Below are 12,688 nucleotides of genomic sequence, written 5' to 3'. Positions count from 1 at the left end.
TCTCAGAGCTCTTGACCCTCAGCCTATCAAATCATCTATTCTGATCGGCAGATCGCGAATGCGCTTGCCGGTGGCATGATAGACGGCACTCCCCACGGCAGCAGCCGTTCCGACATTGCCGAGTTCGCCCAAGCCCTTGACGCCGGCAGGATTGACCTGGTGGTCGATTTCGGGGACCAGGATAACGTCGACCTGTTTGATGTCGGCGTTGACCGGCACGAGATAGTCCTGCAGGTCGCGATTGACGTAGCGCGCGTGTCGCTGATCGATTTCCGTGGCCTCGTGCAACGCCTGGCCGATGCCCCAGATCATGCCACCCATCAACTGGCTGCGCGCGGTGCGCGTGTTCATGATGCGCCCGGCAGCGAAGGCTCCGACAATGCGCGGCACCCGGATTTCGCGTGTATAGCTGTTGATGCGCACTTCGACGAACTCGGCGCCAAAGGCATATTTGACCGAATCTTCGTCGTTCTCTCCACCATGAAACTCCGATTGTCCGGCATAGAGTTTGCTGAGGGCTTCGGGCGAAGAACCCTTCGGCGCAAACTCGGCATATTCTTCGATGGCGCCGACCTGCATGACCTTGAAGACATCGGCCAGCTTGGCGGACTTGCCGGTCTCGGTGACGACCTCTTCGTCCTTCAAATCCAGCTTCGCATTGCCCGAACCTGCCAGCGGAGCCCCCTTGCCCGCAGCGGCGGCAAACAGTTTTTCGCGTATCGCGTCGCAGGCTTTCATGACTGCGGAGCAGACGCTGGCGGTCGAGATCGATCCGCCTGACACGGGAGCCGGCGGCAAGGCACTGTCGCCCATCTCGACGCTGATCTTGTCCATGCCAACCCCCAGCCTTTCGGCCGCCATCTGGCCGGCGATGGTGCGAACGCCGGTGCCGATTTCATGCGAGCCGCACTGGACCCGAACCTCGCCATCGGCGGTGAGACGAACCCGGGCCGCGCAAGGCGCGACGGCTGTCGGATAGATTGCCGTCGCACAGCCCATCCCGACCAGCCAATCGCCGTCGCGCATCGAGCCGACCGTGGGATCGCGTTTCGACCAGCCAAAGCCCTCCGACGCCTGGTCATAGCACTTGATGAGTGAGCGGCTGGAAAATGGCTTACCTCCGATCGGCTCCTTCTCCGGTTCATTGATGCGACGAAACTCGACAGGATCCATGCCGAGGGCCACGGCCATTTCGTCCATGGCGTTTTCCAGCGCGTAGACATAAGGCGTCTCCGGCGGCGATCGCATGTAGCCAGGCGTGTTGCGGTCGGCATGAACCAGCGAAACATGCGTCAGAACGGAGCCGTAATTGTACATGCGCGCGGTGGCGGACGTGCCGCCGACGACATAAGGGTCAGGGCGTGACGTCACCTCCCAGGCCTCATGTCCGAACGCCGTGATGCGGCCGTCCTTGCCGGCGCCCATGCGGATCCGATGCCGCGTTTCGGCTCGATAGGTCTGCGTACCGAAGGCTTGCATGCGATTGACGACGCAGCGAACCGGCCGGCCGATGCGCCGCGCCGCGACGGCAACGATCGCAGTGCGTGCCGTCATCGGCCCCTTGGAGCCGAAGGCGCCGCCGATATAGGGACTGACGATCCGCACATTGGCCGGATCGAGCTTCAGTTGGCGTGCCAGTTCCACCTTCCAGCCCGTAACATTCTGGCTGGGCTCGTGGATCGTCAACTGGTCGCCCTGCCATATGGCCGTGGTCGAAAACAGCTCGATCGGATTATGATGTTGGGTCGGCGTCGAATATTTTTCGTCGATCTTCACCGTCGCATCCGCCCAAGCGGCGTCGAAGTCACCGGCCTTCGCATCCTCCTTGAACATCGGGCTTTTGCCGGCAGCCGGTTCCATCTTCACGCCCTTGGAATCAAAGCTGGCGCTGGGCCGTTCGTCCTCGTAGTCGGCGCGGATCAACATCGCTGCCTCCTCCGCCGCCTCGAAGGTTTCGGCGACCACCAGAGCGATGATCTGACCATCGTGAAAAACCGTCTTGTCGTGCAAAGGCCCAATCGAACTTGCGCCGGTGTTGCCGAATTTCGGCATGTCGGTCTTGTCCAGATCGCCATAGGTGACGATGTCCAGCACACCGGGTACGGCCCTGGCGTCTTTCGTGTGAAGTTCGGAAACCTTGCCCCGGGCAATGCTGCTGGTGGCAAGGGCACCGTGGGCGACGTTGGCCGTGACGATGTCGGCGGGATAGCCGGCCTGTCCGGTAACTTTTAGCAGGGCGTCAATGCGAACAACGGGATCGCCCTGGTTTTCCCTTGGAGCGGGTGCAGCTTGGTTCATGGCTCAGCCCTTCATATCCCGGGTTTCGAGCAGCGCCCGCACCAGCGTGCGCTTGCCGAGCGGTATCTTGAATGCGTTATGCTCGCGCGGTGTGGCATCGGCGAAAGCAGCCTCTGCGGCCTCCTGCGCCGTGGCTTCGTCAAGCACTTTGCCCTGTAGCGCGTCCTCTGCTTCGCGCGCACGCCACGGCACCGTCGCCACTCCGCCGAGCGCAATGCGCGCACTCCTTACCGTCTCGCCATCCATGTCGAGCGCGACAGCCGCGGACGCCAGCGCAAACGCGTAGGATTCGCGATCGCGTATCTTCAGATAGCGCGACCGGCTGGCCCATCGTGCGAGCGGCACTTCGATGGCGGTAATGAGCTCGTCGGCGGCCAGATCCGTCTCGATGTCGGGCGTCTCGCCCGGCCGTCTATGCAGCTTGGCAAAAGTGAGCGTGCGCCTTCCCCGCGAACCTTCGACATCGACGGTGGCGTCCAGCGCAACCAGCGCCTGCGCGAAATCACCATGATACGTGGCAATGCAGGCAGCGCTCGTACCCAGCACGGCATGCTGGCGATTGGACCCTTCCATCGCAGCGCAGCCGGAGCCCGGTTCGCGCTTGTTGCACGGCCAAGATATCTCTCGAAAATACTCGCAGCGCGTACGTTGCAGCACATTGCCGCCCAGGCTCGCCATGTTGCGAAGCTGACCGCTGGCAGCGAATTTCAGGCTGTCGGCGAGGACCGGGCAACGGCGCCTGACATCATTGTTGTCTGCTGCTTCACCCATACGGACCAGCGCACCAAACCGGATCTTATCATCGTCTATCCTGATCTGCCGCAAGGCCGGCTCGGCAAGAGTGTTGAGGTCGAGCAGTCGCTCCGGCCGCGCGACACCGAGCTTCATGTAGTCGGCTAGATTGGTGCCGCCGGCGATGAACTGCGTGTCGGCACCGGTTGGCGGAACATGCACAGTATCGGGACGGGACGCCATGGCGATTGCCGCGGAGACGCTGGTTGGTCTTTCATATACGAATGCGCGCATCCTAAGCCCTCCTGGTCTCGTCGCGTGCCTGGACGATCGCCGCAACGATGTTGGGATAGGCCGCGCAGCGACATAGATTGCCGCTCATATATTCGCGAATATCGTCTTCCGACCCAGCATGGCCTTCGTTGATGCAACCGATGGCGGACATGATCTGACCCGGTGTGCAATAGCCGCATTGAAAGGCATCGTGGTCGACGAAGGCCTGCTGGACCGGATGCAATTCCCCTTCCGCCGAAGCCAGGCCTTCCACCGTTGTGATCTCTCGGCCCTGGTTCATGACGGCAAAGCTCAAGCAGGACAGTACCCGCTTTCCGTCGATCAGCACCGTGCAGGCACCACACTGACCGTGATCGCAACCTTTCTTGGTGCCGGTCAGGCCGACATGGTCGCGCAGCGCGTCAAGCAGGCTGGTTCGGTTGTCGAGCGCGAGGTTGTAGGTTTGCTTGTTGATACGCATCGAAACCGCCGACAAATCGCGCGGTTCGGCCGGTTTTGCGGGCGCGGGCTGGGCAGCTCTCGTTGGGGAATTTACAAGCGGCATCACCGCCGCCGCCGAAACAGAGGCCGTCATGAACATGCGTCTGCTCAGGCCACTGGAAATCTTGGCATCGGACATGGCTGGCTCCGGGCTGGCTGGGTCTCAAGCGGCCCAAACCACTCGCGGAGGGCAAAGTTCCCTCCTCACGAGCCTGTGATCCTTTTTTCTGTCGGCGGGATCGACGCAATCGGAACCTCCCCGGTCAAGCGCTGGTTGTGTGCCAACAGCCGGAAGGAGGCGATCATGAGCGATGGTCGGCATGGCAAGGACGGTGACAATGGACCCGTATTCTCTGCGGAGCAGGCGAAACAAGGCGAGATCATCCTGCGAACGCGCACGCGTCGGGTCGTCTTCATAGCCGGCTTGGTCGGCGTCGTGATCCTGGCCCTCGTCGTCAGGTTGGCAATCGGCTGAACCAATCCCCCTCGCCTTGCTGCTGCACTCTCCCCGGCCCGAAAGGCGCTAGCTTGGGCGGCGCGGCGGTGTTTGGCCATGCATCGCGATGCGCCATTGGCTACGCGACTTCTGTTGGAACCAGCGCGTCGAGTCGACGTTCAGCCCTTATTCAACAGGAGGAACAGGCCATGCCACGAGGCGAGAAATCGAAATACACTGACAAGCAGGAGCGCAAAGCCGACCACATTGCCGAAGGCTATGAGAAGCGCGGGGTTTCCGACAAAGAGGCAGAGCGGCGCGCATGGGCTACCGTCAACAAGGACGATGGCGGCGGCAAGAAGGAAGGCGGTTCCGGCCGCGGCAAACACACGGGCCATCCTGCAGCGCACAAAGGCGGCAAAAGCGGCGGCAAGGCATCGGCATCACGGTCTGCCGCAAGCCGATCGGAATCGGCAAGGAAAGCTGCGGCGACCCGCAAGCGCAATGCGGAACACCGCGCACATTGATATGAGGCCGGCACTGAATGCGGCGGGAGCACAGGGATGAAATCGCAGCTCGTCAATGAGATCGGCGGACAACGGACATTCGTCGTGGTGCTCGACCCAGGCGAAGAAGCGTTCGCGGCACTGACCGCCTTCGCGGTCGACCAGAAGATCGGCAGCGCGTCCTTGACCGCCATAGGGGCTTTCGAGAAAGCCACGGTGGGCTGGTTTGATCCGGCCTCGAAGACCTACCGCAAGATCCCTGTCGACGAACAGTGCGAGGTTCTAAGCGCGATCGGCGATGTCGCACTGGGCGACGACGATAAGCCCAGCCTGCACGTCCATGCGGTGCTTGGATTGAGCGACGGCACCACTCGGGGTGGACATCTGCTTGACGGCATCGTTCGGCCAACGCTCGAAATCACCCTGGTGGAAGCACCCGGTCATCTGCGTCGCAGCAAGCGTCCGGAGCTCGGTGTCGCGCTGATCGATCTGGACGATTGATCTACAGCCCTCTAGAGCAATTCCAGGAAAAGTGTGATACGGTTTTCCGTCTGGGAAACAAAGAGTTAGAGTGGGTCGCCGTTTCCATGAAACGGTGAACTGCTGGCTCGTTCTCACGTTTTCTTGCTCCGCTCAGCTGATGCAGTGTCCGGCGGCGCTTCCCAGCCAAACACGCTGCGCCCGCCGAGCTGATGCGACTGGTCGAATTCTCCCGCGACAATTTCCTTCAGGCTGGGGCCGGTCACGTATCGTTCGACTTGCCGCGACTGATCGTCGAGCCGCCTCAAGGCACCGATTTCTTCATCGCGACCGAGCTTTGCCTTCTGCACGGCCGACTTCAGAACCCCGATCGTCTCGTCATAGACCTTCAGCGGTACCGGAAATGGATGCCTGTCCTTGCCGCCATGCGCCAGCGAGAAGCGGCCGGGATCGGAAAACCGGCAAGGCGCGCCATGCACCACCTCGGCAACGAGGGCCAGCGCGCGCACCGTACGCGCGCCGACGCCGGGGACCAGAAGGAGCTCGGCGAAATCGGTGGGACCGCGGTCCGCGGCGGCTGCGATATTGCCGTGAAGACGATGCATGACGACATCGCTTTCGCGAACATCATGGTGGGCCGGCATGACCAAATGCGGCAGCAGCGGCTGCTCCGGTTCTTGCCGGCGCGTCGGCTCCGCGCAACGCTCCAATGCTGCAAGCTCGCCCAGGATGCGATCGGGTCCGAGGTCTTGCAAAAGGTTCAGTTGCCCTTGGCGCGACGCGTCGGCGCGCCTGTCGGTCAGGTTGACGATCTCACCTTGATGGACGCCCTCGATGGCGGCATGCGGCTGCTCGACAAAACTCTTGAGGCCCTCGGAGAGCCAATGGTAGCGGCGCGCCACCTTGCTGTCACCGTTCATGCCTTGCTGCACCACGACCCAGCGACCGTCATCGGTGACGATGAAACCATGCAGATAGAGATCGAAACCGTCCTGGACAGCGGCGCTGTCGACCTTGGCGACAAGCCGGCTGACGGTGGCCAGGCCCGCTCCGTCGAAGCCGACGCGTTGGCCGATGGCCTCCAGCTCATGCGGGGTTTTGCGCGAATGCACGCCGCGACCACCGCAGACATGAATGCCGAGCTCGCCGGAAAGCGGCGTAAGGCCACGCTTCAAAGCGCCCACGACGCTGGTCGTGATCCCCGACGAGTGCCAATCCATGCCCATGACAGCACCAAAGGACTGGAACCAGAATGGATGCGCCAGCCGCCGCAGCAGCTCGTCTCGACCATAGTGATGAATAATCGCCTCGCACATCACGGCGCCAAGACGCGTCATGCGGTCGCCGAGCCATTTTGGCACGCGCCCGCCATGGAGTGGAAGATCAGCACTTCCCGATCGTTGCGTCACGTCTGCTACCTGTTCTGGTGTCCGTCATTCTCTTAACAGATAGGCAGCCCAACCGCGCAAGGAAGCATGGACACTTCCACTCGGGCCGGGTTAGCGGACGTCAAGTCCAGTTCGAGAGAACCGTTTCCATCTCAACCGTCTCGACCTGCTGCGCGAAACGTTGGTGATAAACCGTCAGCAGTGCATCATGGGTTGCGTCGGAAGAACTGCACAGCGCGTCCGTGACGAGAACCACGCGATAGCCGAAATCGATGGCCCCGAGCACGGTGGCGAGAACACAAACATCTGTTTCGCCACCGGTAATGACCAGCGTATCGATGCCGCGCTCCACCAGAAGGGCTCTGAGGCGCCCTTCGAACCAGGGCGAATAGATGTGCTTGTCGATGATCGTTGCTGGCGGGCAGCAGCCGGCTAAAGACGGCAACAGTTCGGTCATTTCGGGCCCGATCGTCTCGATCGTCAGGGAAGCCCAGCGCTCATAATAGCGCTTCCATGTGCCGACGCCCTGCCCCGGCTTTTCGGCTGGCATGAAGCGTGTAAAGACCGTCTGTGGCGCGCGTCTTTCGACCAGTCTCTCGATCTGCGGGAGAACCCGGGTGATCCAGGGCGTTGCCCATTGAGACGGCTCGGCAAACAGCCGCTGCATATCCACGCAGACATGCATGCATCGATCGCCGAGAGGTCCGTATGCCAGCCCCGGCATCGACATCAGCGCTTCTCCGACCGACGATGCATTTCCCTGTTTCCTCCCATTGTCGGCAAAGACACGCAACGCCGCGCGCAAGCACTGGTTCCTGAGATAGCCACAGGAACCGACGCAAATGGCTGGCGTTTCCGCTGAGATGAATGGAGGTGCTCGCATGAGACCGCGCGATGGACGTTGGAGCCGCAAGTCAGCCGGGGCGCCAAAATGGAACTGAGCGGAGGATGTCTCTGCGGCACGATCCGCTTCCGCGTTGGAAGCGAACCGAGAGTGCATTATTGCCATTGTGATATGTGCCGGCGAACGACCGGCAGTGCGTTCGCGGTTCTGGCCTGGGTGCCTTCCCAAAGCGTGACCTGGACCAATGCGACGCCGACCTATCGCAGATCTTCACCGATTGCCCGGAGGGGCTTCTGCTCCGCCTGCGGATCGCCGCTCAGCCTTGCCTATGACGCATCGCCCGGAGAGATCGCGCTACATGTCGGAACGTTCGACGATCCGGCTCGCCTGGAGCCGCGCTACAATTATGGATCGAGGCAGCGACTTGGCTGGGTTTGCTGCGGAATAGACCTGCCGCACCACGATACCGAGGAGCGATGGTAAAACCATGTCTGAAGGGCAAGCCAGATGAGCATCTTTTACCGGGCGGCCAAGATTGCCGAAGAGGTACACGCAGCACAGCGCGACAAGACCGGGCGACCGTATATCGAGCACTGCCGCCGGGTCGTCGACGCGGTCGAAACCAGGGACGAGAAGGTCGTCGCCTATCTCCATGACGTCGTGGAAAAGGGCGAAGGCTGGAACCGGACCAGGTTGGACGAGGCCGGTTTTGGCCCGACGATCGCTTCGGCCGTCGACGCCATGTCGCGCAGGGATGGCGAGGACTACTTCGCGTTCGTGCGACGAGCGGCATCGAATCCATTGGCGCTGCCGGTGAAGCGCGCGGATCTGGCGGACAATATCTGGCAGGCCCGACAGGTTGGGGCATCGACTGTAAAATATGAGGAGGCACTACGCATCCTTGATGACGAGTCTCCGCGCCGTCAGCACCAGCCTTGAATTCAGATCGCCCCGCTGCGAACGGGCAATCTACTCCGGGACGTGGGGCGTGTGCCGTCTGTCCTCCGCGGGCTCAGCATCGATGCGCGCCTTTTCCGGATCGAATGCACCATGACGTGCAATGGGCCGCGCCGCGGTTTCAGGCGTCTCGTATGCCCACATGAAATCGTCAGCCGAGCTGCCCACCGCATGGACGCGCCAGTAGCTCGCGGTGCCTTTCGAAGGGGAGCGGCTGGTGGTGTTCGTCTTTTCGAAAAGGTCGAAATAGATGTCTTCGAAAGGGATGTAGAACACGGGCTCATGTCCTTCTTCCTGCAGCACTTTCGCCCGTTCCGTAGCAGCGACTATGGCGTCGGAAAATCGTACCGTCACCGTGCCGACAAACGGTTCTATGGCCAGCTGGCCAGTATGGTGTGCTGACATTGCGTCTGAAGCTTGCATTCAAATTCTCCCTGGCTGCCGATTGATTGCGAGACCGCATTTCGGTTCGTCTTGCATGGAGACGAAATGCGCGGCGATGCGTCAGGTTCCCGCCTCTACTATGAGGTCGGATGACGACCCCACTTCAGCGTTTGCCATGGCTGTCCAACAATCGCGAAACCTGATCAGAAGCCTCACGCGTCGGGAAGTGTCCGATGCCATCCAGCACCACCCGCCTGTAGAACGCGGTGAAATGCTCTTCGAGCCCCTCTGAGGACTGGGCAAACACAACGCGGTCCGCGCCACCATGAAGCGTCAGGATCGGCACCGTGATGATCTTGACCGCTGCTTGCCGGCGGGCGAGTTCGGCATAGCGGGGATCGGGCTCGGCCTCTTCCCATCGGACCCGATAGGAATGCAACGTCACATCCGCCCAGTCAGGATTTTCGAACGAACTCGCGACACCATCGAAAATAGCGTCGTCGAACCAGCCTGATGGACCCCAGCTGTCCCACTGGTATCTGGCGAATTCCTTGCCGTTGTTTCGTACGAACTCGGCGCCCCGTGCCGTTGCCATGAACCATTGATACCAAAATGCTTTCGCTTGTCCGGGCGCCGGCGTTGCTGGTTTGCCTGGTTGCCAGCCGAGCGACAGCGCAGCACAGCACTTGATGCGGTCCGGGAAAACCGACGCGAGCAGATAGGATATCCGGGCACCCCAATCGTGTCCGACGACCGCAAAGCGGCTGAGGCCAAGCGCATCGGCAAAATCCAGCACATCCTGCGCCATCGCGGCAATCTCGCCCGAGCGCATGATTTCTTTTGACAGGAACGATGTCGGCCCGAAGCCTCGCAACCAAGGCGAAAACGTCCGGAAGCCAGCTTCATGAAGGACCGGTGAAATCCGAGCGTATGTCGTCGCGTCGTCGGGCCAGCCATGCAGCAGGATAACCGGGGCGCCGTCCTGCGGTCCACCATCGAGATAGGCGACGCGCAGCAGAGGTGTGTCGCAATGTGAGACGGAGTTCATTGGCTCTGAGGCGCAATAGCTGGCTTATCATCACCAGTCGCGGACTCTGGCCTGGCGGCCTGGTCAACTTGTGGGTTCTTGTTGATGGGGCCGGTGTTGGCTTTCATCGGCTCGATATTGTTGTCGCAGGCGCCGAGCGTAAGGCCAGCGGCCAGGACCAGGAGTGAAAAGAACCTCTTCATCGAAACCTCCTCTGGTTGCTGTCCGGCAAACGAGGTTCCACCAATTTGGTTGCCTGATCGTCCTCTCAAGACGCCACGGCATCTGACGATCAACGCTTCAAGCTATTGGAATCGGCTGCAACTGTCGGATCAGGCAAAACCGGGCCACGTTCAGTCTCCGAACCCTCAGCCTCGATCTCCTGCACGGCCTGGTCCCAGTGCTCCTGCTCGCGGCCAGCCGGCCGGTCCTCTTGTTCCCAGATTTCATGGGCTCGCCGTTTGATCTTTTCTTCCCTGCTGTCCATGACCAGATCCTCCAATTCGTCAGTCTCAATTCCGGGCCATATTTTTTGTTCCTCCTCTGTCGGGAACAGCCGCTGCCGGAGCCGCGATTTCGGGGAAGGCGCTTGTGGATTGCGTGGGACGAAACCGCTTGGTAATTTTCGTACTGATATTTTTTCGTGACACACCGATGCCCGCAGCTTTATGAATCTGGCTATCGGCCAGCGCCGAGCACGTCCCTCTCCGATCCCACTGCCCGGCGCTCAATGCCTGATCGCCCGCCGCACCGATATGGCGGGCTGTTGCTTCGATTGGAGGTGACGCCCATGCGGGAATTGCCGAAAGACATCGACGCCGATGTGGTCATCGAAATCAGCAAGCTGCTGGACGACAGCCCGCTTTTCGTCCCGGTGCGGGTCCATGAACTTGCGGCCAGGGTGAGGCAGAGGGTGAAGACCGGCCTGCCGGATCTTTCGATCGAGGAACTGATCGTGGAGATGGCCTCCGTACGTCAGCTGGCCATGGCCTTCGATCTGCCTGGATCGGAGAATGTCGTGCAAATCCCGGTGCGGTATAGCCGCTAGCACCGCGGCATCACACGCTCCATCCGGAGGTCAGGACAAGCGATGCCTCAAACATCTGCGCACCGATCTCATCGCGTACTTTGACGGTTACCTTGACGAAATCGCAGTCGGGCATTTCGTCTTGGGCAACATCCTGGAAAATACGAATTGCTTCCGCTCTGGCTTGTTCCCGGGATTCGAACAGCTGCCCGTTATCATCGGGTATCGCGCCGTCACCGTTTTGAAGATCGAAATAGTACCGCTTCATTTTCGGGCCACGCTGGAAACATCTGGCGGGTCAATGTTTTCGCTTTATTGGTGGTTCCTGCCCGCTCGGCGGCCGTGCTGGTGAAGACGTGGTCGTTCAACGCACCGCAGCGCGAAGCGCCGATAGGAAAAGCACAACGCCAAGGCGTTGAGGCCGGCGGCGATGGCATGCGAATACTCCCATTGGCGCCGCAGCAGCTCCCAGTTTTCAGGCAGGACAGTCCAGTTCCGGGTCGCCTGATTGATTGGATAGGTCAGCGTCCAATTGTGTGGCGCCGATGCTGAGAAAGGCGACAACAACCAAGCCGAAAGATGCACTCGCTCGGTAGAGCAGGATCGCCAGGGCGGCCGTAGAGAGCAATGCTCCCAGCACTACGATGGCGAACAGGCTCCATCCATCATAGGCGCGTTGCGCAGCCAGATAGTTCGGCCCGTCGAGCTTCATTTTGTTGAACATCGTGAAGAAATGCGCGGCGGCCGGAACGAAAGCCAATACAACGAAAATGAAGCTGACCACTCTCAGACTATAAATTGCCATATCCGGTCTCCTCTCAGGAGAGAGCTAGGGCAATCGGCAGAGTTGAAAAGGTCGTTTTAGCGGCGGCTTTCGCCCGCGATCGTATGATCTCAAGCGAGGTCGTTTTTTAGCCCTCACTCAACTATCTCGGAACATTTTTTTTGGGTGCTGGTTCTACGCACTGAAGGGACGAACCTTACCCAGGGAGATTTCCCCATGAAACATGTTCTCATTACCAGCATGCTGGCGATCGGGCTCGGCTGTGGAACGGCGATGGCTCAGACACAACAGCCCGAAAGCCAGTCTGGCGCAGACGCCAATTGCGCTTCCGGGCAAGCTGGCTGCCAGAATGGTTCCAAGATGGGCGAGCAGGCTCAGGACAAGACCAAGCTGAAGACCGACGAGCAGGCTCAGGGCAAGGCCGGCACAACCAATCAGCAGGCCCAGGACAAGACCAAGCTGAAGACCGACGAGCAGGCTCAGGGCAAGGCCGGCACCACCACCGACCAGCAGGCTCAGGACAAGGCCAAGATGCAAACCGACGAGCAGGCTCAAGGCAAGGCCGGCACCACCACCGACCAGCAGGCTCAGGACAAGGCCAAGACGCAAACCGACGAGCAGGCCCAGGGCAAGGCCTCGACGCAGGATACGACGTCGACCGGTTCCATCAACAACGTGACGGTGGAGCAGAAAACCGAAGTCACCCAGATCATCCGGGAGACGAAGGTCGAGCCTGTGTCCAACGTCGATTTTGACATCACCGTCGGCGTCGAAGTTCCGCGGCAAAAGGTCAGGCTGCATCGTTTGCCGGCTCGTATCGTCAAGATCGTTCCCGCTTACGAAAGCTACGAGTATTTCGTGCTTGCGGACGGCCGGATCGTGATCGTTGATCCGGATACGTTCAAGATCGTCCTGATTTTGACCTGATATGTCCGAGCAGTGGTGCGCCCCCCACCCGGCGGGGCCCCCAAGCAGGGGTGCGATGTTTTAAAAGACACACCCCACAAGCCCCGCCCCGCCCCCGGGGGGCCCCCCCCCCCCCCCCCCCCCC

The 12,688-nt window shown here is 60.8% G+C and carries 18 protein-coding genes; 7 read left to right on the top strand and 11 right to left on the bottom strand.

Annotation, left to right across the window (positions count from 1 at the left end; all coding sequences use genetic code 11):
• Positions 1-18 precede the first annotated feature (18 nt).
• Genes AC0L24_RS08705 through AC0L24_RS08695 form a run of 3 tightly spaced genes read right to left on the bottom strand, consistent with a single transcriptional unit; the run spans position 19 to position 3,943 of the window.
• The gene (locus AC0L24_RS08705; RefSeq protein ID WP_473563651.1) at positions 19-2,298 is read right to left on the bottom strand and encodes a xanthine dehydrogenase family protein molybdopterin-binding subunit; all 2,280 of its coding nucleotides are present in this window, start codon (positions 2,296-2,298) and stop codon (positions 19-21) included.
• A 3-nt stretch (positions 2,299-2,301) separates the two neighbouring features.
• Positions 2,302-3,324: an FAD binding domain-containing protein gene (locus AC0L24_RS08700; protein WP_473563650.1), complete on the bottom strand. Its 1,023-nt coding sequence runs from the start codon at positions 3,322-3,324 to the stop codon at positions 2,302-2,304.
• A gap of 1 nt (position 3,325) precedes the next feature.
• On the bottom strand, positions 3,326-3,943 hold the full coding sequence (locus AC0L24_RS08695) for a (2Fe-2S)-binding protein (RefSeq protein WP_127810355.1): 618 nt from the start codon (positions 3,941-3,943) through the stop codon (positions 3,326-3,328).
• A 165-nt stretch (positions 3,944-4,108) separates the two neighbouring features.
• Between AC0L24_RS08695 and AC0L24_RS08690 the strand changes: the two genes are divergently transcribed.
• The 3 genes from AC0L24_RS08690 (at position 4,109) to AC0L24_RS08680 (ending at position 5,247) form a co-directional block, all read left to right on the top strand.
• The gene (locus AC0L24_RS08690) at positions 4,109-4,279 is read left to right on the top strand and encodes a hypothetical protein (protein ID WP_127810354.1); all 171 of its coding nucleotides are present in this window, start codon (positions 4,109-4,111) and stop codon (positions 4,277-4,279) included.
• Between the two features lie 170 nt (positions 4,280-4,449).
• A complete protein-coding gene (locus AC0L24_RS08685) occupies positions 4,450-4,767 on the top strand; it encodes a plasmid stabilization protein (RefSeq protein ID WP_127329054.1) in 318 nt (105 codons plus the stop codon).
• 36 nt (positions 4,768-4,803) lie between these two features.
• Positions 4,804-5,247, top strand: coding sequence for a PPC domain-containing DNA-binding protein (locus AC0L24_RS08680; protein WP_127810353.1), 444 nt, complete (start codon positions 4,804-4,806; stop codon positions 5,245-5,247).
• 113 nt (positions 5,248-5,360) lie between these two features.
• On the opposite strand, the gene AC0L24_RS08675 is transcribed toward AC0L24_RS08680, so the two are convergent.
• Together AC0L24_RS08675 and AC0L24_RS08670 are read right to left on the bottom strand one after the other, a co-directional pair.
• On the bottom strand, positions 5,361-6,635 hold the full coding sequence (locus AC0L24_RS08675) for a DUF763 domain-containing protein (protein WP_128288703.1): 1,275 nt from the start codon (positions 6,633-6,635) through the stop codon (positions 5,361-5,363).
• 100 nt (positions 6,636-6,735) lie between these two features.
• Positions 6,736-7,344, bottom strand: coding sequence for a cysteine hydrolase family protein (locus tag AC0L24_RS08670; RefSeq protein ID WP_127811395.1), 609 nt, complete (start codon positions 7,342-7,344; stop codon positions 6,736-6,738).
• A 201-nt stretch (positions 7,345-7,545) separates the two neighbouring features.
• On the opposite strand from AC0L24_RS08670, the gene AC0L24_RS08665 reads away from it, so the two are divergent.
• Entirely contained in the window at positions 7,546-7,941 is a 396-nt protein-coding gene (locus tag AC0L24_RS08665; RefSeq protein WP_127380382.1) for a GFA family protein, read from the top strand.
• A 24-nt stretch (positions 7,942-7,965) separates the two neighbouring features.
• On the top strand, positions 7,966-8,397 hold the full coding sequence (locus tag AC0L24_RS08660; RefSeq protein ID WP_127810352.1) for an HD domain-containing protein: 432 nt from the start codon (positions 7,966-7,968) through the stop codon (positions 8,395-8,397).
• A gap of 30 nt (positions 8,398-8,427) precedes the next feature.
• On the opposite strand, the gene AC0L24_RS08655 is transcribed toward AC0L24_RS08660, so the two are convergent.
• The 4 genes from AC0L24_RS08655 to AC0L24_RS08640 form a co-directional block, all read right to left on the bottom strand.
• The gene (locus AC0L24_RS08655) at positions 8,428-8,838 is read right to left on the bottom strand and encodes a DUF427 domain-containing protein (protein WP_127810351.1); all 411 of its coding nucleotides are present in this window, start codon (positions 8,836-8,838) and stop codon (positions 8,428-8,430) included.
• A 124-nt stretch (positions 8,839-8,962) separates the two neighbouring features.
• Positions 8,963-9,847, bottom strand: a complete 885-nt coding sequence (locus AC0L24_RS08650; RefSeq protein ID WP_473563649.1) for an alpha/beta fold hydrolase — start codon at positions 9,845-9,847, stop codon at positions 8,963-8,965.
• Entirely contained in the window at positions 9,844-10,029 is a 186-nt protein-coding gene (locus AC0L24_RS08645; protein ID WP_127398196.1) for a hypothetical protein, read from the bottom strand. The genes AC0L24_RS08650 and AC0L24_RS08645 overlap by 4 nt, the downstream gene beginning before the upstream one ends.
• An 89-nt stretch (positions 10,030-10,118) precedes the next feature.
• Positions 10,119-10,313 (bottom strand): DUF2934 domain-containing protein, encoded by a 195-nt coding sequence (locus AC0L24_RS08640; RefSeq protein ID WP_473563648.1) that lies wholly within the window; start codon positions 10,311-10,313, stop codon positions 10,119-10,121.
• A gap of 303 nt (positions 10,314-10,616) precedes the next feature.
• On the opposite strand from AC0L24_RS08640, the gene AC0L24_RS08635 reads away from it, so the two are divergent.
• Positions 10,617-10,874, top strand: a complete 258-nt coding sequence (locus AC0L24_RS08635) for a hypothetical protein (RefSeq protein ID WP_127267547.1) — start codon at positions 10,617-10,619, stop codon at positions 10,872-10,874.
• A gap of 10 nt (positions 10,875-10,884) precedes the next feature.
• On the opposite strand, the gene AC0L24_RS08630 is transcribed toward AC0L24_RS08635, so the two are convergent.
• Positions 10,885-11,121 (bottom strand): DUF6894 family protein, encoded by a 237-nt coding sequence (locus AC0L24_RS08630; protein WP_127810350.1) that lies wholly within the window; start codon positions 11,119-11,121, stop codon positions 10,885-10,887.
• Between the two features lie 207 nt (positions 11,122-11,328).
• Positions 11,329-11,658, bottom strand: coding sequence for a hypothetical protein (locus AC0L24_RS08625; protein WP_245486639.1), 330 nt, complete (start codon positions 11,656-11,658; stop codon positions 11,329-11,331).
• Positions 11,659-11,853: 195 nt separating this feature from the next.
• Here AC0L24_RS08625 and AC0L24_RS08620 point away from each other — a divergent pair, with 195 nt between their 5' ends.
• Complete coding sequence (locus tag AC0L24_RS08620) at positions 11,854-12,564, top strand: DUF1236 domain-containing protein (RefSeq protein ID WP_128288707.1); 711 nt, start codon at positions 11,854-11,856, stop codon at positions 12,562-12,564.
• The last annotated feature ends 124 nt before the right edge of the window (positions 12,565-12,688 follow it).

Source organism: Mesorhizobium sp. WSM4809 (assembly GCF_055811655.1).
Note: the sequence above shows the minus strand (reverse complement) of the source record. Positions and strands in the feature narration are given on the sequence as shown.